A 21,383-nucleotide genomic window follows, 5' to 3' on the forward strand; every position below is an offset into this window, starting at 1 on the left:
CAATGACTAAGAACTTCAAAGGAATCGCGGCAAGTAATGGTGTGGCAATTGCCAAAGCCTACTTGTTAGTTGATCCTGATTTGTCTTTTGACAAAAAAACAATTAATGATGTGACGGCTGAACAAGCACGTGTCGACGATGCTTTGAAGGCTTCTAGTGAAGATGTAACTTTAATTAAATCAAAAGCTGAAAAAAATCTTGGTGCTTCTGAAGCGCAAGTTTTTGAAGCGCATTTGATGGTGTTAGCTGATCCTGAAATGTCTGGGGCAATCAAGCAAAAGATTGCTGATGATAAGGTGAACGCTGAAGCTGCTGTTAAAGAAGTGACGGATATGTATATTGGCATGTTCGAAGCAATGACAGACAATGAGTACATGCAAGAACGTGCAGCAGATATTCGTGATGTGACAAAGCGAATTATGTCGCATTTATTGAATGTTTCACTACCTAATCCTGCGCTGATTGATGAAGAAGTGGTGCTAGTCTCAAAGGATTTGACACCATCTGACACAGCACAGTTAGATCGCCAATTTGTTAAGGGTATTTTAACTGATTTAGGTGGTCGTACAGCGCATGCTTCAATCATGGCGCGTACATTAGAGATTCCTGCTGTTGTTGGTTCTGATGTTGCAACAAAGGAAATTTCTGCTGGCGACTTAGTCATTGTTGATGGTTTGACTGGGGATGTGATTGCCAATCCAGACGACGACACATTAGCAACGTATCAAAAAAAGGCTGATGACTATCTCGCACAACGCGCTGAGTGGGCAAAGCTTAAAGATGAACAATCTGTTTCCGCGGATGGTAAAGAGTTTGTCGTCGGTGCTAATATTGGTTCACCAAAGGATATGGCTGCGGTCTTAGATAATGGTTCTGAAGGTATTGGGCTTTATCGTACTGAATTCCTTTATATGGAATCAGACCATTTGCCAACTGAAGATGAACAGTTTGAAGCCTATAAAGCTGTTGTTGAAAAAATGGGTGACAAGCCGGTTACTGTTAGAACAATGGATATTGGCGGTGACAAGCATTTGAGCTATTGGCAATTGCCAGAAGAAGAAAATCCTTTCTTAGGCTATCGTGCCATCCGCATTTCATTGGATCAAACTGAAATATTTAGAACACAATTACGTGCGTTACTAAGAGCGTCAGCCTTTGGTAACTTGTGGATTATGTTTCCAATGATTGCGACACTTGGTGAATTCCGTGCCGCCAAGAAAATCTATATTGAAGAACGAACTAAGCTTGAAGAATCCGGTGTTAAAGTTGGTGACATTAAGCTTGGTATCATGATTGAAATCCCGGCAGCTGCCATGTTAGCGGATAAATTTGCTAAAGAAGTTGACTTTTTCTCAATTGGTACCAATGATTTGATTGGTTATACAATGGCTGCTGATCGTGGTAATGATCGGGTTGCCTACCTTTACCAACCTTATAATCCATCAATTTTGCGTTTGATTAATAACGTTATTGCTGCTGCTCACAACGAAGGTAAGTTTGTTGCGATGTGTGGTGAGATGGCTGGCGATCCAATCGCTGTTCCTATTTTGATGGGTATGGGCTTGGATGAATTCTCTATGAGCGCACCGTCAGTTTTGCAGACGCGTTCGTTGATGAAAAAATTAGATACAACAAAGATGGCTGAATTGGCTAAGCAAGCGTTAGATGCTGAAACCAATGACGAAGTGATTGCACTCGTTAAAGAAGTCACACAATAATGTTTTGAACGGCTGCCTTATGGCAGCTTTTTTGTGATAAAATTAAACTTATGAAGATTTTAGCATTTGATACAAGTAACCAACCACTGACAGTGAGTTTGGCAGAAGATGAACAAATTAAACAGGTCTTTACGACCAATATAGCGCGAAATCATTCGATTCAGTTATTGCCAGCTATTAAGTCTGCTTTGGCAAGTCAAAAATGGCAGTTGCAAAATATTGATCGTATTGTTGTGGCACAAGGACCAGGTTCATTTACAGGATTACGAATTGGTGTTACTGTGGCGAAAGTTTTGGCAGATACATTAAATACCGAATTAGTTGGTGTTTCTAGTCTAGCTGTTTTAGCATCACAAATTTCGTTTGATGGTCTCGTTGTGCCTCTTTTTGACGCACGTAATCAAAATGTTTTTGCTGGTGTCTATCAAGAAGAAAAGTCAATTTTTCCAGAGTCTCATCAGCCAATCAGCAACCTATTTGCTTTCTTGAAGACGCAGTCAGATAATATTTTATTCATGGGTGATACGACGCCATTTCTTGACCAAATTCACGAACAATTTGGTGATCGTGCGTCAGTATTGACGCCAGAAGATAGTTTACCTGAGGGTAAAAGCATTATCAAATTAGGTATCGCCGCAACACCAACGTCTCATATTGCTGATTTCAATCCCAATTATTTACGGAAAACGCAAGCCGAATTGAATTGGCTTGCAGCCCATCCCGGTGAGGATAAACCAGAAAATTATGTTTTTGAAGTTTAAACGACAACAGCATTTACCGTTTAATTTACCAAAATTTGAGGCAAGACAGGTCGAAATTAATGGTATATCTTTTGCTTTGCGCCGAGCGACACTAAAAGACATTGACATCTTAATCAAAATAGAAGAAGCGGTTTATGAGGGCGTTGCACCGTGGCTATTGCGTGATTTTATGAGTGAATTATCTCGGCCACATATTCGTTTATATTTAGTCGTAGAGCGTCGTGGGCAAATTATTGCTTTTGCGGGCGCAGCGTATCGTTCAGACATTGACGATATGCACATTACTAATATCGCTGTTGTACCAGTCTGGCAGAAACACGGTATTGGTACGATGCTGCTCGAGTCAATTCATGAATTTGCACACAACATGCATATGTCAACGATGACATTAGAAGCACGTCGCTCTAACACCAATGCGCAGACATTATATCGTAAATTGGGTTATGAGCAAACGGAAATTAAGAAAGGTTATTATCTTGGTGACCACGAAGATGCGGTCTCAATGACACTAAATTTTGATAATCAGACGGGCAACAATTGAAGATCTTGATGACATTTGGCAATTAGCAAATGAGTCTTTTGCACCGTCACCTTGGCCAAAAGAAGTATTTGAGCATGAACTGCGTAGTCCACGTTCTATTTATTTTGTGACGACAGGTGGTTTTCTTGGTGCAACACAAATTTTAGATGAGGTTGAAGTTGGTAGTTTAGGTGTTTCGCCGAAATTTCAGCATCAAGGTATTGGACAAGCATTACTGATGGCGGTTTTTGCGTTGCCTAACACGAAGCGCGTACTATTGGAAGTAGCTAATACCAATACGGCAGCACAGGCACTGTACCGCAAATTTGGTTTTCAACCTTATTATCGTCGAGAAAAATATTACAAAAATGGTGCTGATGCCATTATGATGGAGCGAAAAATTGACTAAAATAATTGCATTTGAATCGAGTGCTGATGAAACCAGTGTAGCAGTGGTGGAAGATGGACACATTGTTTTAAGCAATAGTGTTGCAACGCAAATCAATTCCCATCAACGGTTTGGTGGCATTGTACCTGAAGTAGCAAGTCGACATCACATTGAATGGATCACCAGAGTACTTGATGATGCCTTGAAACAAGCTCAGGTCACCCCATCTGAATTAGATGCGGTTGCGGTGACCTATGGGCCCGGATTAGTTGGTTCACTACTGGTCGGATTGATGGGTGCTAAGACATTTGCCTTGGCGCATGACCTGCCAATCATACCTGTTAATCATCTAGCGGGACACATTTCTGCGGCAAATTTTAATCAACCAATCATATATCCAGCTATGGCTCTGATGGTATCTGGTGGTCATACTGAATTAGTCCTAATGAAAACTGAAAATAAATTTGAAGTATTAGGTGAAACAAGAGATGACGCCGCTGGTGAAAGCTTTGACAAAGTCGGACGGTTATTAAAACTCCCTTATCCAGCTGGTAAAACCATTGATGAAATGGCACATCGTGGTAAAGCAACTATTAAATTTCCAACGGCTATGGCTCATGAAGACAACTATGATTTTAGTTTTTCAGGATTAAAGAGTGCGGTCATTAATTATGTTCACCATGCCGAACAAAAGCAAGAAACGATTAACCAAGATGATTTGGCAACGAGTTTTCAAAATGCTGTTGTGGATGCGTTAATCGGTCGTACTGAGCGTGCATTACGTCATTATCCAGTTAAGAGCTTTGTTTTAGCTGGTGGTGTTGCTGCTAATTCCCAGTTGCGTGAAGCGTTGACAACACTTTTAAATGATTTCAATGATACAGTATTTATTCCAGTTCCAGTGGCGTATACTGGCGATAATGCTGCGATGATTGGTGCTGCTGGTTACTGGAATTATAAACAAAATATCTATGCGGATTTGGACCTTAATACGGATCCGGGATTGGATTTTGAACTATTACAATCGTGACATCATTGTGAATGTTTCACTATCTTTTCGCAAAACCCTTAAATATATGGTACAATTACTATGCAAAAGTTCACAAGTGAAATTACTGGAGATATATTATGACGCAACAACCAAAAATACCACGCGCAACCGCTAAGCGGTTACCAATTTATTTTCGTTATCTAACTTTCTTACATGATGCTGGTACAGATCGTATTTCATCATCAGAATTAAGTGATGCTATTAAGTTCGATGCGGCGACAATTCGTCGTGATTTTTCTTATTTTGGTGCTCTAGGTAAAAGAGGTTATGGCTACGAAGTTAAAGCGCTATTGGATTTCTTTGCCAATGTTTTGGACCAAGATAGTTTGATCAACGTCGCACTAATCGGTGCTGGAAATTTGGGACAAGCCTTGCTTAACTTTAACTTCCATCAATCGTCAAATATGCGTATTTCAGCTGCTTTTGATGCCGATGAAAAGCGAACAGGCACTATTTTAGCTGGTGTACCAATTTATAAAATGAGTGAATTGAAGGAACAGATTAGTGCGCAACGTATTAACATTGCGATCTTGACTGTGCCACAAGGTGTTGCCCAAGATATTACAGATCAATTAGTGAGTGCCGGTGTTAAGGGAATTTTGAATTTTACGCCTTTGCGTGTCACGGTACCTGCCAACGTACGTGTTCAAAACGTTGACTTAACCAATGAATTGCAAACTTTGGTGTATTTCATTGAAAATTACGGTTCAATTACGACAGGATTATAAGTTAAATGACAATTTTAAATTTAGATGATCAAGAAAAAGTCTCAGCATATCAAAAGTTTGTGCGTGAAAATCCAAGAGGACAAGTCACACAGGATCCACTATGGGGTGAATTGAAAGCAAACTGGAACCACGTTTATGTTTATCATGAAACAGACGGTCAAATTGATGCGGTTATGTCAGTATTAACAGTTGAGGCTGTTCCCGGAAAAGTTTTAGCTTATGCTGGCCGTGGACCTGTTGCCGATATTGAAGATGTTGATTTAATTAAGGATTTGATTAAGGAAGCTTTAGCAGCATTACCGGATAATGTCTTCTTGTTGAGAATGGATCCTGAAGTACAGTATTCGGATGAGTTGAATCAAAAATATCTTGAGGCAGGCTTCCAGACACGTAATACGCAAGTTACACACATGCATGGTAATATTCAGCCACGTAAGAATGTCGTCTTATACTATGATGGTCGCGGTGAAGGTGCTACGCCTATTACCAATGAAGATGAATTGATGTTGCACTTCAAGCCTAAACTTCGTAATGATATTCGACGTGCATTTCGTGATGGTGTGACAATTACATTTGGTGATAGTGAAGAGGATATTCGAGCACTATTTGATACCTACGTGGCAATGGCAAAAAATCATGGTATCACACACAGACCATTAGATTACTTCCTTCGTATGCAAAAATTATGGGCAGGGACAGGCTTGTTCCGAGTCTACTTGGCTCATTTTGAAGGGCAAGTGATTGCTGGTGGCTTAGGATTTGCTTATGGTGATGAGATTTGGTATATGTATGCTGGCTCTTATCGCGAATTTGGTAAACATAACGCACCAGCCGCCATTCAATATGAGATGCTGAAATGGGGACTGTCACTTGGCAAAATCGAATATGATTTTGGTGGCATTGGTGAATTTGATGTTTCTGATGGTCTCTATAAGTTCAAACATGAATTTGCTTACCACGATCCCAACGCTGAATATATCGGTGAACTCGACTGGGTCGTTGACGAAGAAGGTTATAAGGATTACCTCAAACAATTTGATTAATTATAAAAATTAGCGCCGGTGGGCGCTTTTTTGGTATAATAATAAAGTTTTAAGCAAACAGCATATATACTGTATAATACTGCGACTTTATCACGTTTTTAATTTAATATACTGACTAAATTGCATATATATTTCATACATAGTTGGGGAAAAGTTGGGAGCTAGAAGAGGCTTATTATTTTTTCCATTGCGTCTGTTTGACCTTCTTTAGTACCGTTATTATAATACAATGACATATCAATTTTTGAATGGCCCAGAATGTTTGCGATGTCTTTAGGATTCAATCCGGGTATACCGAAAGCTATGGTTGAAAATGCATGTCTCATTTTGTGTGGCCAAACATGTATATTCGTTTCGCGACTTATGATTTTGAATATTGTTGCTAGCTCAGAATATCGTACTTGTTTTGCTAAATGATTGACAAATATCAGATCATTTTTTGACATAATCAAGTTGTTAGATGCATATACCAACTTCGACTGTTGAATGCATCGCTGTAGGTGTTCTTCAATAATCGGCGGCATTGGGACCCAACGATTTGATGAGGAGGTTTTTGGTGTGGAAACTTGTCCATGTATATTGATAGTTTCAAAAATGCCTAGCATGTTTTGTTTGACATACTTAACTCTTATCCCCATAATCTCTTCGTGACGGAGTCCAATAAGTGTTAACAAAGCCATTGTTCTTTGTTGGAGTGTTAATCTTTCTGAATCTTTAATGAAATTGAAGACAGTGTTAAATTCTGAACGTGTAATCGAAGTGTCCCTTGAGGGCGAGCCAGATACTTTTATTTTTTGTATAGGACTTTTGCTTATTACATCATTTAGAACTGCATCAGTGAATACTCCTGCAACAAGACCGTTAAGTAAGCGCATGTAATTTTTTGAATATCTTTTTGTTTTTGCGTACTTAGTAATCCATGATTGATAGTCTAGACGTGTTACGTCCTTTAATTTAAACTTTCCCCACGTAGGAAATACGTTTCTTTCAAACATATAAGTACTTTGTTTATATGTTGTATAACGCCAAGAACCATTGTCAATTTTTTCCTGGCAGTATTGGTTGAAATATTCGTATACGGTGATGTTTTTGTTATTAAAATTTGTTGAAACTTGATTTAAGAGATCTTGTTTAGCCGCCCTAGCTGCGTCAAAAGATCTAAAACCGTTTTTTTCAATGAATTTCTTTTGGTTGCGTACGGTAATTGAAAATTTAATTCGCCATTTTTTGCCTTGTGTAGTTATATAGCTTTGTATTTGTGGGTCTCGTCGTTCTTTCTTATATGTGTACCTCATTTTTTGTTATCCTTCCTGTATTTTAAACGATAGCAAGGTGTTTAACTAGGAAGTAGGGCAGTTTATAGTCATGACCATGTGGACTAATATCGAGATAAATTAAAGATAATATTAGAATATTTTTCAGCTTTTGTTTTTAAAGAACAACCACTCCAAAAATTGATGTTTCATGGTTGGCATTAATGGGCATATCATCATATTTTTTATTGAGTGAAACAAACCGTGCGCCACTATCATCACTAACAAACTTTTTGACATAAGCTTGCTGATCATAGTTTGCAATAACAATTTGTCCTGTGCGAATATCGGTTCTTTTTTTGACAAAAATTATCTGCTTGTCTTCAAATAAAGGTAACATTGAATCACCATTGACGATAACTGCATAATCATGATCAGGTATGATACCGTCATATGAGATGGTTTCTCGATACTCATCGCTTAAATATTCTCCTGTGCCAGCGGAGACGGCACCGTAAAGTTCAATCTCTTGTTTTGGATGATCAAAAATTTGTGGCTGGCTATTTTGTATTTGGTATTGATGCTCACTATAAGCTAACACCTTTTTTTGGCGACTAATAGAAAGGTTGGCTAAAATGGCGGTTACCTTATCACTAATAGTTAACGAATTTTCGGATTCGATCAGGGTTGATTTTGGCACACCAAAATAGTTTGACATCATTTCAATTTTATCAATTCGCGGATAAGTATTGCCTTTTATCCAGTCAGTCAGTGTTGTGTAACTAATTGATAAATCGTCGGACATTTTGTTGCGTGTCACACCCTTTGATTTCATTAGTCGAGAAATATTTTGCGCCATAATTTTTTTATTGCCTAATGAGCTCATAGCGTTGACCTTTCAAGTTATTTTATATTGATATTATACGGCAGAACCGTAAATGAATCAAACTGAACTAGCCTCATTCATTATTTTCTATTGACATTACGATTTAACCGTAATAGAATGAAGTTATTCAGAAAGGAGGAGACATGAAGGTAACGTTGAAAGCTCTTCGAGCTAACTTTAATCTAAACCAACATGAAATGGCTCGAATTGTTGGTATTTCAAAACGAACTTGGCAAAATTATGAACAGGGGAAAACTGTTCCAAGTACAGCTGTACTTAGGAATATCGAGACATATTTTAATGTTAGTTATGATGAGCTTATTTTTTGTTCTGGAAAACAGTTTAGTCGTAACAAAGACCCAGTCATACATCATATAGAGAGTTAGGACGTAGTAATCCATGGAGATAGCAAGGTGTTTTATGGCTGAAGTTGAATTTAATGATGTAATAGAAAATATGGAAAAATTGTTTTCTCAACAATTAATAGAACTTGACAAGCTTCATCGTCAAAATGATGTGATTGTATGGAAATCTGATAGCCAAGCTGCAGCAGAAACTGGTCTTGGTAGAACGTATTTTTCTCGTATTAGATATCGATTGCCGCACATTGAGATAGAGGATGCAGCAACCGGTGTAAAATCAACCGTCTATCCGAAGGCAGCGGTAAAAAAATGGTTAGCAGATCACATTGAGTATTATCAATAAATTTTGTAACCAGCAGAATATAAGTTTAATTGTGAAATAAAAAAGGACACATAATTGTCCCCAAATAATTGAATATCAAGTTACAAAGGTAACCATCATTCGTTTAAAAGTTTGCACCTTTAGCATAACGGTTTTTGATGGAAAAAACAATAATTAGTTAAAAAGTAGGGTTAAGCATGGCAAGTTATTGTTGAAATTGTAGCGATAGTTACGGAGGGTCGATTGATTTCGGGTCGCAGCGTTACTTTGATTTGAGTTCTGACGTTGCACTATTAAAACACCGTAATCGTCTGGTTGATGTCAGGGGATCCAAGGACAATGAGATAAATAGAATATCAATGGTGTCCGAGAATAAAGTTTTATTCGATTTTAGGTTTATTTAGTGTGCCATGAAGCAGTGTGGGTGTGGAGCGTACGATTTGTAGCTATGGATCAAAGTATAGTTACATTTTTGATTTTAATTTTTATAAGATAATAAGTTTTTTGATGATGGAATTTAGTGAAAGAAAGGACGACAATGATGGATGATGACAAAAAAATTGTTCTCGTGGTACGTAGTGACTATCAACGTCTCATGACATCAAGGGAACATGCGGAATTGTTAGCTGATTTAAAGCCATTGGCTGGTAAGTATGAGTTTCATGTGTCGGTTGAGACTAAAATTTAATGGTTTGTTGCTAAGAACATTTTGATTATTTGATCTAGAGTGTTCTTTTTATTTTGATTAAGAAAGCGAGTTTTTATTTTTATGAGTAAAATGTTGAAGTTGTTGCCTGAAAAGGGTAACTTGAAGTTTTTGTATTTAGGCACACCTGATAATGGGCGACCACAGTTTTTGATTGAAGGTTCTGACGCTGATGCTTTGACTGTTACACCAGTTGGTAAGTTGCCAGAGGGATTGAAGCCAAAAGATGTTGTGAAGTTTGAAAATATGACGCTTGATTTGGTGTCAATTGGTGGTTCACGTACTAAAGTTTCTGGTTTGACTGCTGTTATTAAGAAAGAAAATGAAACAGTAGCGACTACCTGGGCGAATGAGTCAGCCCGTACTATGGTTGTGGTTAAGGGTGAGTATTTCCCTGTTGTTGATACAGATTTCTTTACTGGTGCATTTATGTATGGTGCCACTCGTGATGTCTTTGAGACTTTGACTTATCAGGAACAACAAGATCGTGGTTCCCGTGTTGGTGATTTGATTGCTAAAGATGTGCGTGTGAGTGATGAAAATGGTAAGGCATTAACAGTTCGTGTACCTGTTGAAGTATTCCCAGAGGGTGCCTTTAAGCCATTTGATAAGGTTGAATTTGAAAATTTGGTTGTGTCATTATTTGACGGTTCAACCAATGATGATCCAGATCAAGATGTTTTGTTCTTCTCTGCTAGTGGTATTTCAAAGGCAACTGCTGATAATAAGCCACAAACAACTGCTAAGCCTACTGAAACTAAAACTAAGTAGTGGCAGGAAAGGGGTTAATCAATGAGTAAATTATTTCCCCGTGGTTTCCGTGTTCGTTATTGGCATAGGCATTTAAGGCGTGATGTTTTTATTGCGATTGGATCTGTGCCAGTGGTCATATTTTTGATCACGATTATTTTTCGTTTACTTGCCATTATGCCACCTAGTAAAGGGCTAGTCAGCTTCACCAAATCATTGGTTACACAAGTTGATTGGTTGGCTTTTGTTAATAGTTTGTTACCAGGTCTTTATTTAACTTTGATTGCTATGGTTCTCTTAGTGCTTAGTGCAAGTTATTGGTATTGGAAGACTTATCAATTTCAAGGGTTTTGGGCGACTGTTTTTCGTTTAGAACGCTTATCTAATTGGTTAATTGCTAATCAATATTATTTGGTCAAGGAAGTTGATGAAAAAGAACCCCGTTTGAGTTTCAATTTGAGTGGTGAGAAAGGTGGTTGGCATTGGTAAAACAAAAAATTAAGCTGCCAAAAGTCAGTTTAAAGAACAATGGTAAGGTTGGCTTTTCAATCTATTTACCAATGGACGGACAAAAGTATCAAGATCGTTTTCGTGATCGACGTATTTCACAACCTATGTCGGCTATGCTATTTGCGGACGGTGTGGGAACAAATGATATTTTTGGGTTTAAGTCATTTGACTTTATTTCTAATCCGTTGGGATTACGCTTAGGCTTATCTGACATGACCATAACAGATCATACGATTGAAATTATGAAAGGGGTGGTTTGGGATTATGAAAAATATCCCCAGGCACTTATTTCTGGTGATACGGGTTCTGGTAAATCATTCTTTTTGTTTAGCTTGCTGAATGGTCTGATTAAAAGTGGTGCGATTGTTGATGTTGCGGATCCTAAAGAGACTGATTTATCAGTGCTTGGTAGAACAGCGTCACTAAAGTATCGTGTCACTTATGGTCGTGATCATATTCTAAAATCATTTTATCGTTTTTATTTGGAAATGATTAAGCGTGGTCGTGAATATCATGTTTTATTGAATGACAATTTAGAAGAAAATGTTGGCAACTATCGTAAGTATGGCTTGAAACCACATTTTTTTGTTTTTGATGAATTTGGTGCGTTTGTTTCTGGTTTGAAATATAACGAAAGTGAAGCAATCCAGCAAATTTTGGGACAAATTACCATGTTAGGTCGTCAATTAGGGTACTTTGTAGCGATTGCTATGCAGAAACCAACGGCTGATACGATTGGTAGTGCGTCTCGTGATCAATTCCAGTTCCGTGTGGCACTTGGTAAGATGAAATCTAGTGGACTGTCTATGATGTTCCCTGATGATGTTGACGAAGTGCAGTTTAAGGAACTCTCAAAGAATTTAAAGGGGTGGGGTTATTTAGCAATGACACCAGGGCAAGCCAGATCATTTTTTGCGCCTGTTATTCCCAAAGACTTTGTGCCTTTTAAGTATTTTGATGAATTAGGTCAGCAATATCCAGCCGTTCCAGTTGAGCCAATGGGTGAGATTAAGGAATTTTTGGACAGTAAAAGCGCTAAATATGTAGAATTGAACTTTTAGTTAGTCCCTATTAGTTATTTGGCAGGTCTAATTTGATCAAGTGATTGTAGGCAGTCGGGGTGCATGAGGCGTTAAGCAAAGCACTTACGGCACGTTGACCCTTTTCAGCCATGGAACAGCTCTGCTGTGGAAAAGGAAGCGCCCAGCTCTGCTGGTGCGCGACTGGTGGCGTTGTAAAAGGGGATTACGTGCCGTTGTGTCTTTGTAGCCGATTGTGCGCTGGATAACGTACAATCACTTGATCAAATTCGCCAACCCCCCAAATTACTAATAGGGGGGTAAATTTACAGAAAAGCCAACAGGCAAAAAGCCCTCATTCTTACGGGGCGTTGCTTTACAGCGATTTAATATTCGTGTAAAAACGTCTGTAATAATGACAAATCAATATGAAAAATTTGCTTAATTATTAGATTTAATCTAATGAAAGTAGAAAAGAGGTTATTTAAACGATAATTGTTATATCAATATCTTGGTATTCTACCAAATGAATTATATGGCACAACGCATAATACAGGTTATGCGTTTTTATTTGGTCATTTTCTAGACGATCACGTCATTGATACGCGGGTATATCAAGTTGCAGGTGATAAATTACCCCCAGCACTTGCATTGGGGGCTATTGTGGATCCAGAACAGGTCTATCAGAAAGGAGAGGGTGATTGGTACATGACGTTTGCTACAAAGTCTGTTGATGAAAAAATGGATCGTATGCAGATTTGGGACGTTATTTACAAACAAGTAAAACATGTCAGAGAAATATTTTAAGTTAGATTATGAAACAACCACGGGTGTTGATTTGGTTGCGTTTCGACAAGAACTCGAATTAACCCAGGCGCAAATGGCTTTATTTTTGAACGTGTCGCGCCCCACTTACATCAATAAAATTGAACGTAGTGATGAGGTGATTGCCAGATTATTAAATGCAGATCAACGGCATACGCTGAGAGTGTTGTTGAATGCAGATGGCATGAGTTTATGGCTGGATTATTTAAGTATTTCGTTTAAAATGCGTACTGCGGAATGGTTAGTCAAGACGCTTTTACAGTCGGGATATGATTTATTTATTCAACGTGACGGTGGACGTTTTGGCTATTCAATTACCTACGCTTTTGCAGGTCAAGCATTTATCACCGTGTATGGCAAAAAAGACGCGCCAGAAAGTTTGATCACGGTATCAGGGCAAGGCATACGTATTTTGGAAAACATGCTCATGCAACAAGATAGAAATATCTTTGATTTTCTAAGCCTTGCTTTGGATAACGGTGGTCATGTGACACGAATTGATTATGCTTTTAACGATATGGAACGAATTTTTAATATTTTTGATCTCTACAAGATTGTTGAAGCTAAGCGCTACACGCAAAAATTTAGAAGTGAGCCAACCTTTATCGGTAATGGTCAATCAGGTGGTGCAACCATGTATTTTGGTTCGCGCAGTGGTCAAGTTTTCTTTCGCTTTTATGAAAAAGACAAGGAACAGGCGACCAAAAGACATATTCCACATGAAGAAATTGGCATAAAAAATCGTTATGAAATTGAATTAAAGCAGGATCGTGCACAAACACTAGCCCAGCACCTTGTCGAAAAACGTAAAGTCGGAACCGAATTATTTGCCTACTTTCAAGAATACGTTAGATTCTATGATGTGCCCGTTGATAAAATGGCGCAGAAAGAGATTGATAAGTTACAGCAATGGGCGCCCTGGCGTGCCTTTTTGCAACAGGCTAGTGTGGTTGAGTATGTTGCTCAACCAGTCGATTTATCTATGGCGCGTTCGCTTGATTGGTTTATTACACAAGTTGCACCAACGTTAAAAGCCTTGATCCTATATTTTGGTCAAGAAACGATAGATGAAATTATTGATGACGCAGAATTAAGTCCGCGTCAAAAGAAATTATTGTCAGTTGCTGAAAAGGTCAACCTACCTTTTTAAAAGTTAAAAATTGGAGGACACACAGATGTCAGAACAAGGAACACAATTCAAAAAAGCACTTAGCGCTACTGCAACCGAAGTCGCTAATTTTAAGGCATTGTCCAAAATCGAAGACGGTAATTTGTATGCTGCTGTGAACAAAGCTAAGGAAATCATGGAAAATGATCCAAAGTGGAGCGATTTAATTGGTGATGACCTAGCGAGCCTACGTCGTAACTTGGCTGTTTTGAACAAACAATACAAGTCATTGCCAAAGGTGGCGGACAACGTCATCAATTTAGCCGAAGAAATTACGCAAAAAGTAGATCGGTTTGGGGGTATGTAAAATTTGTGTTTGATAAGTTAAAGTCAATCAAAAAGGGTTATGTCAAGTCTCGTGATAAGCCAGACCAATCATTGCCTTATGCCAAAGTCCAAAAACGGGGCAAATGGATTAGGCGTTTTGTTAAAATTGCCCTGGTGTTAGTTGGTTTGAGTGGTGCAATTGCTTTTATTAAAGCTAGTAATGTGAGCCAGACTAATCATAAGCTCATTGCTAAGATGAAAACGTATGATGACCAGCTAGAAAAAGCTAGTATGGGACAAAGTGTTTATTCACCAAGTCTTAATCGTTATGCGCAAGGTTTTTTTCAAACTTATTTCACGCAGTCAGATAATGATGATGATAAGCAAAAACGTTTGAAAGCCTTAAAAAAGTATTTTGCTACTAATATCAGTAGCACAATTTATGATAATCAGGACTCACAAAAAGAGACGTATGTGGGATCCAGATTATTAAATACGTTTACTAAAAATGACGTGAAGATTGCACAGTATCAAGTTGGCTATACGGTTGGCAACGATAAAAATACAATTATTCGCGTTTTTAATTTGCCTTTTGCTCAAAAAGCAGGGCAGTACACTGTTTTGGCGTTACCTTATGCCACAACCGAACAAGATATTGTCGGACATGTTGGCAAGATTGATCAAGATGATACCAATAATGCCACGTTGGCAAGCAGTGATAAAGTTCAAAAGTTTGTACAAGCCTTTAGTGAGAAGTATGTGAGTTCAAAAGCTAGTGATATGTCCTTGATCATGAAAGAGCCAGAGGGACTAGAGGGACAATATGCAGTTAAGAGTATTGATCAAATCAATGTTTCAGGTTCTAAGAATAGTATGAACATTAAGTATCTTTTGACACTAACCGATACAGAAACAAAGCTTGAACATTCAGAACAGATTACCTTGACCGTTTCGCCAAAGGGATCAACCTATTATGTGGTTAAGATGATCCATACACAAGGCGGTTTATTAAATTAACAGGAGGTTATGATGAAAGCAATCATCACAAATTATATGTTTCAAATTCCGACACTAGGGATTAGTTTTAATGGGCTACAAAGTCAAGTAGCAGGTTGGGTATCAGCCATTGTTGCCATGATTATTATGTGGAAAGTAGGACAACATTTCTTTAAGGGTTCTGTTGGTCAAATCGTTGTAACGATTGCAATTGGTGGTTTAGTCTACTTTGTGGTTAAAAATCCAGATAGTGTCCTTAACTCTGTGGGTGGTATCTTCAAATCTCTATTTAGTTAATATGGCAGAAGTTTATAACTATCAAAAAGCCTTGAAGCAAGATATTGTCATTCGCAAAATTTCAGATGAATATAGCTTACCTGTTGGGATTAGTTTGAAACCAGCAATTATATTTTTTACTTCAATTGTGGTGATTTATCTTATTTTGCATGAGCCTTTGCAAGCCTTTTATCATGCTAATTCTGACTTAGGTAAATTAGTTTATGTGGGCACATATATTGGCATGCCTGTTGGGATTGTCTCTTTATCAAATAGAGTTAAGCCTGACGGCTTAGGATTAGTGCAGTATGCCATTTCGATTGCGACATTTGGTATTAAAAGAATACTTAATCGAACGGTTTATTATCATGATCATGTTTTGCCAACTGGCTATTTTGAAGTTAGTCACATGGCGGACACGCCAGTCATTATAGAGTCAAATCAAGAAATTAGAAAGGCAGAAGACAACTAAAGATTAGTTGTCTTTGGGATCAAGAATGGTCAACAAATTAGTGTATTTAATCTTTATAGCGGTGATATGGTTGGCTTATGTAGGTTTTACATTACCGCTTTTGTTACTCTTTATGAGTTTTGGTCAATCGTGTCACGTTGCAATGATAATCGCTACTGTGATGACCATTTTATTTATTTTAGTACAGCGAACATTTAGAGGTTTGCATTTAATCAATCAATTACAAAAGAATATTTGAGAGAAAGGATAGAGCTAAAAATGATAGCTCTTTTTATTTAAGTTCATTATGGAAAATTCTAAAACATACAAGTTGTATAAGTCAGGTAAGTTGTGGGTAGTCGGAGCTGTTGCGGTAGCTGGTGTTGCTGTGAGTGCTAATACCACACAAGTAAGCGCTGATACAGTTTCAAACACTGACGCACAAGCTGTAAAAACGGCTGACACAGCGCAAGATGATAAGCAAGTGCAACTGACGGCTTCATCAACTGATCAAACTAAAAATGATACAGCTAAGGCTGATACCGTTTCATCAACTGCTGAAAAAAGCACGGTGCCAACAACTGCTGGTTCAAATGTGACACAAGACCAGGCAAAAGATAGTGTCGATAAGGCACAAGATACTGTTAAAAATGACGCAGATACAGCTTCAAAGGCTAGCGTTGATGTGACGACTGGTAATACAACTGATGTCACAATCAATGATGACAACGCTTCATCAAAAACAGATGAACTGCTATCTGACTTGAATAAGCAAGACCAAGCCGTTAAAGATGCCACGGCAAAGCAACAAGCTAATGATCAAGCTTATGACAAGGCAACAACTGATCAAAAAGACGCAACTACCCAGGGACAGGCTGATTTAGACCAGGCAACGTCAGACCTTGATATTCAAGTTGATACTAGTGAAAAATCTGGTATTAAAGTCAACGTTGAAGTCGCACAATCTTCACCTGAATATAAGGACTTGTCTGGATTAGAGGGTCAAGACCTACTAGACGCAAAGGTTTATAACATTAATTTGTATAAGCAAGCAATCGCAGACGGTGTGGCAAGTGAAAAAGCTGATACTGAAACATTGGCAAAGTTGACGACAGAATATCAACAAAAGCAAGCCGACTATGCTAAAGCTAACGCTGATCATGATGAAGCAGTTAAACAAGGCGAAACTGGTTTGAATAATGCAACATCAGATCTTGATCAACAAGTTGAGGCAAGTAAAAATGCCGGACTTGACGTGAGTGTTGAAGTTTCAAAAGTTTCGCCAAAGTACAAAGATTTGACTGGTTTAGAGGCTCAAGATTTATTAGATGCAATGGCTTATAACCTTAATTTGTACAACAAAGCAGTAGCTAGTGGTGTGGCAAGTGAAAAAGCCGATACTGAAGCATTGGTTAAATTGACGGCTGAATATCAAAAGCAAGTGGCTGACTATGAAGCACAAAAGGCAGCGGTTGATAAGGTAAATGCTGATAAAAAAGCAGCCTATGAAAAAGCGCTTGAAGACTATATGAATGGGACTAACCATACGACAAGTATGACAGCCCAAACGCAAACTGACGCTTCATCTGGTCAATATCAAACCTTTATGAATGCCACTGTTGATCAAAAAAAGGTGAGTTTACGTTGGAACACGACATGAACGACGGTGTGCATATCATTGGTCATGGTGTTTTGAAAGGTAAAATCAATTGGAAGATTGTTTCAAATGGTGACGGGACAGAAACCGTGACGATTTCATCAATTGAATTGTATTCATATACGTATACTAATGCTTATCAAAACCAAGCGGTTAACCAAAATATTAACTCCCACGTTTACGACAATGAGGGCAACGAACTATTTTCGGTTTACCATGACGGCAACACGACATTCTCAAAGACAATCAATAAGACTGCTCAAATTAACAAGACTTTCAAAATCTCACCAAATGAGACTAGTCCATTGACACAGGTATTAATTGTTGATGATAAATGGATCTGGAATACGCACGGTCAAGTTTCAACGCAAATTAAGAATACTAACGTAGCGCCAAAGGCACCTACTTATGAGCAAGACCCTGTGAAGCCTACGGCACCAAAAGCAACGGTTCATCATGTACAAGTTGTGGCACCTGAAAAGGGACAAGAACCTGCTGTACCAGTTGCCAGTGTTAAAAAGGTAACGGTTGCGGATATGCCAAATGTTGATAAGCCACAACCACAAAAGGTTGAGGTGCATTATTACAACATTAAGAAGACACCAAAGGTTGAAAAGACAGCCACACCAGAAACGCCAAAGGCAGTTGAAACGGCAAGCATTTTGCCACATACCAATGCTAATGAGCAAGGTAGTGGGGCAGTGTTAGGATTTGTGGCAACTATTGCCAGTCTTGGTTTCTTTGGTGCAATCAGCAAAAAGTTTAAGAAACAAAACTAATTAGATTAACTGCTGGTCGTGACGTTATCACAGAACATAACCAAATGGGGTGTGAAGCCCAATCATATTAAATTGTTAGGAGACAATATTTATGTTGCAGAAACAACTTTTAATCGCAGGTTCAGTGCTTGGTGCTTTAGCATTAGGTCATCAAGCAGTCAACGCTGATACTGTACCAACAGCGACTGATACTAGTACAGCACAATCAGTACAAGCGACTACTACTGTATTGCCACAAGTCAAGGCAGTTGCCTTAACGGCTAGTGTTGATCCAGTGGCAAGTGCGACATCATCAAGTGATGATTTTGGCGATAATGATGATAGTAATTTGCCAGGTGGCGACACAGGTTCAAGCTCATCATCAGATAATGGTAGCTCAAATTCATCAAGTGACAATAGTGGCACTGATACACCGACGCCAACACCAGGTGATGATAATGACAACGGTTCAACACCGCCAGATGATAATGGTGGTTCATCATCAGGAAATGGTGGATCAAGTTCATCATCAGATAATGGTAGTTCCAGTTCATCAACTGATAATGGTGGTTCATCATCAGATAACGTTGGATCAAGTTCATCATCAGACAATGGTGGTTCAAATTCATCAAGTGATCAAGGTGGCTCATCATCAAATAATGGTGGGACAGATAACTCAAATGCTGGTGGGTCAAGTTCATCAAACGACAATAACACAGTACCTTTGACACCGACAACACCTGATAAGAATGATCAGGGTGAAATCAATCATGTGAAACCAGTTGAAGTAACGCCTGATAGCTCTGGTAATGTTGTTTTAGTCCCAACACAAGTCGCTAGTGTGCCTAGTGTTGCCCGAGCTGTTGAAGCCTATAATCAAGTGCTAACAGCTAATGATAAGGACGCTAGCAATGCTAAGGTTGTTGAAGCAAAGAAAAAGCTAGATGACGCTGTTGCCAAATCCCTACCAGAAACACATGCAACACAAGCAAAATCATCAATTGGCATTTTAAGTGCTGTTTCAGGCGTTTTGGCAATGGCAGGCGCATTGATATTCAAACGTTTTAAAGATTGATGAGTTCGCACCTAAAGGGGGTGTTTTTTTAATGATTAAGTTTAGTGAAATTAAAATATTTGTTGGCGCTGTAAATGTACCGTCTCTTGGTAAATGGTTTACCTTGCCTGTGTCACCTAGTCGGGTAACACAAGTTTTAACTGAAAAAGGCGTGATTGGATCAGGAACTGGTAACGAAGAAATCATGATCAGTGATTATGAAGCACCATTTAAAATAGATCCTTATGAGTCGATTGTTAAGCTAAATAACATGGTTGAGAGTGCCAAAAGAGCGGTTGAAAATGGTGTTGATGAGGAGACTTTGGCTGATTTATATGATCAAGGGTTAGTTTTACTTGATAATCAGATTGACAGCCAAGTTGAAAATTTAACAATTATCAAAGCAGAAGATGAAGATGACTTAGCCAACGAAGTGATCGCAAGGCGTGGTGGTGTTGGTCAGCTATCCAATGATGAGATTGAGACCTATTTTGACTTTAAAAAGTATGGACATGATCTGATTTTGGGTGGCGATTTTTTGAAGCTACCTCATGGCGAATATGTAGGGTCTTAGTGTTAGTTGCGGAATTTAAAGCGATTTATAATGCTTATCTCTATGACCTTAATGTCACAGATATTAAGTGGACGTATCTCAAAACTACCCTTGAATTGCGCTATTTTGATGCGAATGGCTTAATTCAAATCAGGTGGCGCATTAAGAATGGTTTTGTGTTGGAAGATACAAAAAAAGTGATTGTCTATTAGCAATCATCTACAAAGCCTAGACTTTGTAGGTACATAACAAATAAAAAAATAAGGAGACATCAATGAAACTAGCAGTACCATTTAAAGCCGTGAAAGATAATATTTTATTAACCCAGGACAATGAAGCCTGGGCATATTTCAATATTGGAGCACTAAGTATTTCAGATAATGATGAGGCCGGTATTTCCAAACGACAAACACAATTGAGTCTGTTATTTGATCGGCTCGCTGATTTTGAAGATTTTGAATTGCGTCTTTATAATCGTGATTTGGATTTGGTTAATCGTTATAAAGAACTACAACCCTCTTTAGCAACAGATATGGGTGAGACACCTGTTCAAATGATTGTAGATGAAATTAGTGCCATTACCGCTACTGGTGTGTCACAGACAATTGAGCGATTTGTTTTGGGTATCAAATTACATAATCAAAATTCTGGTAAAGTGATTAAACAAGCCACTAATGCTATAAATAACTTTGTAGATGAGCTGGCTGGTTGGTTTAATTATGAAAAGCCATTTGATAAAAAAATGTTTGATGACTTTAGACCTAGTGAAAAACAGGCTTATGAAAAAGTTGGCTATTTGGATCATACAAGACGTTTAACGACTGATGAATTAGTTCATTTAATGCGTAATAACTTTATCCAGGGACAGCTCCATGATTTTAGAAAAGTCGGACAAGCACGTGATATTTTCAAATTAAGTGATACTGTGATTGATGACGGGGCAGTGAGTGGCTACGTTAAATTGGTTAATGATGACAATGTGCGCTATGTTGCCAAATTAGTGTTATCGACAACGCCAGAAAACATTACTGGTTTTCATTTATTTCGTTTGGTACAAAATATGAGTTATCCAATCGACATCAATTTGAAAGCACATTATTATAAGTCAGAGGGTATCTATGGCTTGGCAACTCGTGCTAGTCAATCGCTAAAGACTGCTAGTAATAATGTTGAAGAACGCTATCAGGCAGAGGGATTTTCTTCTAGTAAAGATGATAAAACGATTGAAATTGCCGAAGTGCTAAACGATCATATTTCAGAAAAGAAAAACTTCTTTTCCACCTTAGTCACGTTTACGGTATCAGCGGAAGATATTGAAACCCTACATGATCGTGTTGCTAATTTAATAGAATCATTTAGGA

At 38.3% G+C, this 21,383-nt stretch carries 26 protein-coding genes and 1 pseudogene; 25 read left to right on the plus strand and 2 right to left on the minus strand.

The features are described from left to right. Positions 1-2 precede the first annotated feature (2 nt). The 7 genes from ptsP (at position 3) to BMG01_RS04455 (ending at position 6,209) form a co-directional block, all read left to right on the plus strand. Positions 3-1,718, plus strand: a complete 1,716-nt coding sequence (gene ptsP, locus BMG01_RS04425) for a phosphoenolpyruvate--protein phosphotransferase (protein WP_004914565.1) — start codon at positions 3-5, stop codon at positions 1,716-1,718. 50 nt (positions 1,719-1,768) lie between these two features. Then, the gene (gene tsaB / locus BMG01_RS04430) at positions 1,769-2,479 is read left to right on the plus strand and encodes a tRNA (adenosine(37)-N6)-threonylcarbamoyltransferase complex dimerization subunit type 1 TsaB (protein ID WP_004914562.1); all 711 of its coding nucleotides are present in this window, start codon (positions 1,769-1,771) and stop codon (positions 2,477-2,479) included. Next, complete coding sequence (rimI, locus tag BMG01_RS04435; RefSeq protein WP_004914560.1) at positions 2,463-3,020, plus strand: ribosomal protein S18-alanine N-acetyltransferase; 558 nt, start codon at positions 2,463-2,465, stop codon at positions 3,018-3,020. The genes tsaB and rimI (BMG01_RS04435) overlap by 17 nt, the downstream gene beginning before the upstream one ends. Further along, a complete protein-coding gene (rimI, locus tag BMG01_RS04440) occupies positions 2,995-3,408 on the plus strand; it encodes a ribosomal protein S18-alanine N-acetyltransferase (protein WP_004914557.1) in 414 nt (137 codons plus the stop codon). The genes rimI (BMG01_RS04435) and rimI (BMG01_RS04440) overlap by 26 nt, the downstream gene beginning before the upstream one ends. After that, positions 3,401-4,417 carry a tRNA (adenosine(37)-N6)-threonylcarbamoyltransferase complex transferase subunit TsaD gene (gene tsaD, locus BMG01_RS04445; RefSeq protein ID WP_004914554.1) on the plus strand — a complete coding sequence of 339 codons (1,017 nt, stop codon included), beginning with the start codon at positions 3,401-3,403 and terminating at the stop codon, positions 4,415-4,417. The genes rimI (BMG01_RS04440) and tsaD overlap by 8 nt, the downstream gene beginning before the upstream one ends. A 98-nt stretch (positions 4,418-4,515) precedes the next feature. Further along, on the plus strand, positions 4,516-5,166 hold the full coding sequence (locus tag BMG01_RS04450) for a redox-sensing transcriptional repressor Rex (RefSeq protein ID WP_004914549.1): 651 nt from the start codon (positions 4,516-4,518) through the stop codon (positions 5,164-5,166). A 5-nt stretch (positions 5,167-5,171) separates the two neighbouring features. Further along, positions 5,172-6,209 (plus strand): peptidoglycan bridge formation glycyltransferase FemA/FemB family protein, encoded by a 1,038-nt coding sequence (locus BMG01_RS04455; RefSeq protein ID WP_004914548.1) that lies wholly within the window; start codon positions 5,172-5,174, stop codon positions 6,207-6,209. A gap of 161 nt (positions 6,210-6,370) precedes the next feature. Here the strand turns inward: BMG01_RS04455 and BMG01_RS04460 are convergent, their stop codons facing one another. Both BMG01_RS04460 and BMG01_RS04465 read right to left on the minus strand, forming a co-directional pair. Continuing rightward, positions 6,371-7,504 carry a site-specific integrase gene (locus BMG01_RS04460; protein ID WP_036068591.1) on the minus strand — a complete coding sequence of 378 codons (1,134 nt, stop codon included), beginning with the start codon at positions 7,502-7,504 and terminating at the stop codon, positions 6,371-6,373. 136 nt (positions 7,505-7,640) lie between these two features. After that, positions 7,641-8,348, minus strand: a complete 708-nt coding sequence (locus BMG01_RS04465) for a S24 family peptidase (RefSeq protein ID WP_036068590.1) — start codon at positions 8,346-8,348, stop codon at positions 7,641-7,643. A 143-nt stretch (positions 8,349-8,491) separates the two neighbouring features. Here BMG01_RS04465 and BMG01_RS04470 point away from each other — a divergent pair, with 143 nt between their 5' ends. The 18 genes and pseudogenes from BMG01_RS04470 to BMG01_RS04555 all read left to right on the plus strand — a co-directional run. Continuing rightward, positions 8,492-8,734 (plus strand): helix-turn-helix transcriptional regulator, encoded by a 243-nt coding sequence (locus BMG01_RS04470; protein ID WP_036068589.1) that lies wholly within the window; start codon positions 8,492-8,494, stop codon positions 8,732-8,734. A 34-nt stretch (positions 8,735-8,768) separates the two neighbouring features. Then, entirely contained in the window at positions 8,769-9,053 is a 285-nt protein-coding gene (locus BMG01_RS04475; protein ID WP_036068588.1) for a hypothetical protein, read from the plus strand. A 520-nt stretch (positions 9,054-9,573) separates the two neighbouring features. Continuing rightward, entirely contained in the window at positions 9,574-9,720 is a 147-nt protein-coding gene (locus BMG01_RS11305) for a hypothetical protein (protein WP_198939019.1), read from the plus strand. Positions 9,721-9,801: 81 nt separating this feature from the next. Then, the gene (locus tag BMG01_RS04480; RefSeq protein WP_036068586.1) at positions 9,802-10,509 is read left to right on the plus strand and encodes a hypothetical protein; all 708 of its coding nucleotides are present in this window, start codon (positions 9,802-9,804) and stop codon (positions 10,507-10,509) included. A gap of 21 nt (positions 10,510-10,530) precedes the next feature. Continuing rightward, positions 10,531-10,977 (plus strand): hypothetical protein, encoded by a 447-nt coding sequence (locus BMG01_RS04485; protein WP_036068585.1) that lies wholly within the window; start codon positions 10,531-10,533, stop codon positions 10,975-10,977. Further along, positions 10,971-12,059, plus strand: coding sequence for an ATPase, T2SS/T4P/T4SS family (locus BMG01_RS04490; RefSeq protein ID WP_036068584.1), 1,089 nt, complete (start codon positions 10,971-10,973; stop codon positions 12,057-12,059). The genes BMG01_RS04485 and BMG01_RS04490 overlap by 7 nt, the downstream gene beginning before the upstream one ends. A 453-nt stretch (positions 12,060-12,512) precedes the next feature. Continuing rightward, positions 12,513-12,824 carry a hypothetical protein gene (locus BMG01_RS04500; protein WP_014335282.1) on the plus strand — a complete coding sequence of 104 codons (312 nt, stop codon included), beginning with the start codon at positions 12,513-12,515 and terminating at the stop codon, positions 12,822-12,824. Continuing rightward, positions 12,805-13,992: a replication initiation factor domain-containing protein gene (locus BMG01_RS04505; RefSeq protein ID WP_036068581.1), complete on the plus strand. Its 1,188-nt coding sequence runs from the start codon at positions 12,805-12,807 to the stop codon at positions 13,990-13,992. The genes BMG01_RS04500 and BMG01_RS04505 overlap by 20 nt, the downstream gene beginning before the upstream one ends. A 25-nt stretch (positions 13,993-14,017) precedes the next feature. Beyond that, positions 14,018-14,317, plus strand: coding sequence for a hypothetical protein (locus BMG01_RS04510; RefSeq protein WP_010000722.1), 300 nt, complete (start codon positions 14,018-14,020; stop codon positions 14,315-14,317). Between the two features lie 5 nt (positions 14,318-14,322). Further along, on the plus strand, positions 14,323-15,294 hold the full coding sequence (locus tag BMG01_RS04515) for a conjugal transfer protein (RefSeq protein WP_036068579.1): 972 nt from the start codon (positions 14,323-14,325) through the stop codon (positions 15,292-15,294). 12 nt (positions 15,295-15,306) lie between these two features. Then, positions 15,307-15,570, plus strand: coding sequence for a TcpD family membrane protein (locus tag BMG01_RS04520; RefSeq protein WP_010015777.1), 264 nt, complete (start codon positions 15,307-15,309; stop codon positions 15,568-15,570). 1 nt (position 15,571) lies between these two features. Next, positions 15,572-16,021 (plus strand): TcpE family conjugal transfer membrane protein, encoded by a 450-nt coding sequence (locus BMG01_RS04525; RefSeq protein ID WP_036068576.1) that lies wholly within the window; start codon positions 15,572-15,574, stop codon positions 16,019-16,021. A 286-nt stretch (positions 16,022-16,307) separates the two neighbouring features. Further along, entirely contained in the window at positions 16,308-17,660 is a 1,353-nt protein-coding gene (locus tag BMG01_RS11420; RefSeq protein WP_233127268.1) for a KxYKxGKxW signal peptide domain-containing protein, read from the plus strand. Continuing rightward, positions 17,645-18,436, plus strand: coding sequence for a hypothetical protein (locus BMG01_RS11425; RefSeq protein WP_233127269.1), 792 nt, complete (start codon positions 17,645-17,647; stop codon positions 18,434-18,436). Before BMG01_RS11420 ends, BMG01_RS11425 begins: the two co-directional genes overlap by 16 nt. A 94-nt stretch (positions 18,437-18,530) precedes the next feature. After that, positions 18,531-19,490, plus strand: coding sequence for a serine-rich aggregation substance UasX (gene uasX, locus BMG01_RS04540; RefSeq protein ID WP_036068597.1), 960 nt, complete (start codon positions 18,531-18,533; stop codon positions 19,488-19,490). A 31-nt stretch (positions 19,491-19,521) separates the two neighbouring features. Beyond that, a complete protein-coding gene (locus BMG01_RS04545; protein WP_036068574.1) occupies positions 19,522-20,043 on the plus strand; it encodes an antirestriction protein ArdA in 522 nt (173 codons plus the stop codon). Beyond that, positions 20,043-20,234, plus strand: coding sequence for a hypothetical protein (locus BMG01_RS04550; protein WP_004903368.1), 192 nt, complete (start codon positions 20,043-20,045; stop codon positions 20,232-20,234). The genes BMG01_RS04545 and BMG01_RS04550 overlap by 1 nt, the downstream gene beginning before the upstream one ends. A gap of 62 nt (positions 20,235-20,296) precedes the next feature. Beyond that, positions 20,297-21,383 (plus strand): annotated as a pseudogene (locus BMG01_RS04555) (hypothetical protein); the annotation flags it as partial.

It is taken from the genome of Leuconostoc sp. BM2 (assembly GCF_002095565.1).
GTDB lineage: Bacteria > Bacillota > Bacilli > Lactobacillales > Lactobacillaceae > Leuconostoc > Leuconostoc falkenbergense.

Coding starts and splice junctions, on each gene's coding strand:
- ptsP (WP_004914565.1), top strand. CDS start 3: ATGACTAAGAACTTCAAAGGAATCGCGGCAAGTAATGGTGTGGCAATT.
- tsaB (WP_004914562.1), top strand. CDS start 1,769: ATGAAGATTTTAGCATTTGATACAAGTAACCAACCACTGACAGTGAGT.
- rimI (WP_004914560.1), top strand. CDS start 2,463: ATGTTTTTGAAGTTTAAACGACAACAGCATTTACCGTTTAATTTACCA.
- BMG01_RS04450 (WP_004914549.1), top strand. CDS start 4,516: ATGACGCAACAACCAAAAATACCACGCGCAACCGCTAAGCGGTTACCA.
- BMG01_RS04455 (WP_004914548.1), top strand. CDS start 5,172: ATGACAATTTTAAATTTAGATGATCAAGAAAAAGTCTCAGCATATCAA.
- BMG01_RS04460 (WP_036068591.1), bottom strand. CDS start 7,504: ATGAGGTACACATATAAGAAAGAACGACGAGACCCACAAATACAAAGC.
- BMG01_RS04465 (WP_036068590.1), bottom strand. CDS start 8,348: ATGAGCTCATTAGGCAATAAAAAAATTATGGCGCAAAATATTTCTCGA.
- BMG01_RS04470 (WP_036068589.1), top strand. CDS start 8,492: ATGAAGGTAACGTTGAAAGCTCTTCGAGCTAACTTTAATCTAAACCAA.
- BMG01_RS04475 (WP_036068588.1), top strand. CDS start 8,769: ATGGCTGAAGTTGAATTTAATGATGTAATAGAAAATATGGAAAAATTG.
- BMG01_RS11305 (WP_198939019.1), top strand. CDS start 9,574: ATGGATGATGACAAAAAAATTGTTCTCGTGGTACGTAGTGACTATCAA.
- BMG01_RS04480 (WP_036068586.1), top strand. CDS start 9,802: ATGAGTAAAATGTTGAAGTTGTTGCCTGAAAAGGGTAACTTGAAGTTT.
- BMG01_RS04485 (WP_036068585.1), top strand. CDS start 10,531: ATGAGTAAATTATTTCCCCGTGGTTTCCGTGTTCGTTATTGGCATAGG.
- BMG01_RS04505 (WP_036068581.1), top strand. CDS start 12,805: ATGTCAGAGAAATATTTTAAGTTAGATTATGAAACAACCACGGGTGTT.
- BMG01_RS04510 (WP_010000722.1), top strand. CDS start 14,018: ATGTCAGAACAAGGAACACAATTCAAAAAAGCACTTAGCGCTACTGCA.
- BMG01_RS04520 (WP_010015777.1), top strand. CDS start 15,307: ATGAAAGCAATCATCACAAATTATATGTTTCAAATTCCGACACTAGGG.
- BMG01_RS04525 (WP_036068576.1), top strand. CDS start 15,572: ATGGCAGAAGTTTATAACTATCAAAAAGCCTTGAAGCAAGATATTGTC.
- BMG01_RS11420 (WP_233127268.1), top strand. CDS start 16,308: ATGGAAAATTCTAAAACATACAAGTTGTATAAGTCAGGTAAGTTGTGG.
- BMG01_RS04545 (WP_036068574.1), top strand. CDS start 19,522: ATGATTAAGTTTAGTGAAATTAAAATATTTGTTGGCGCTGTAAATGTA.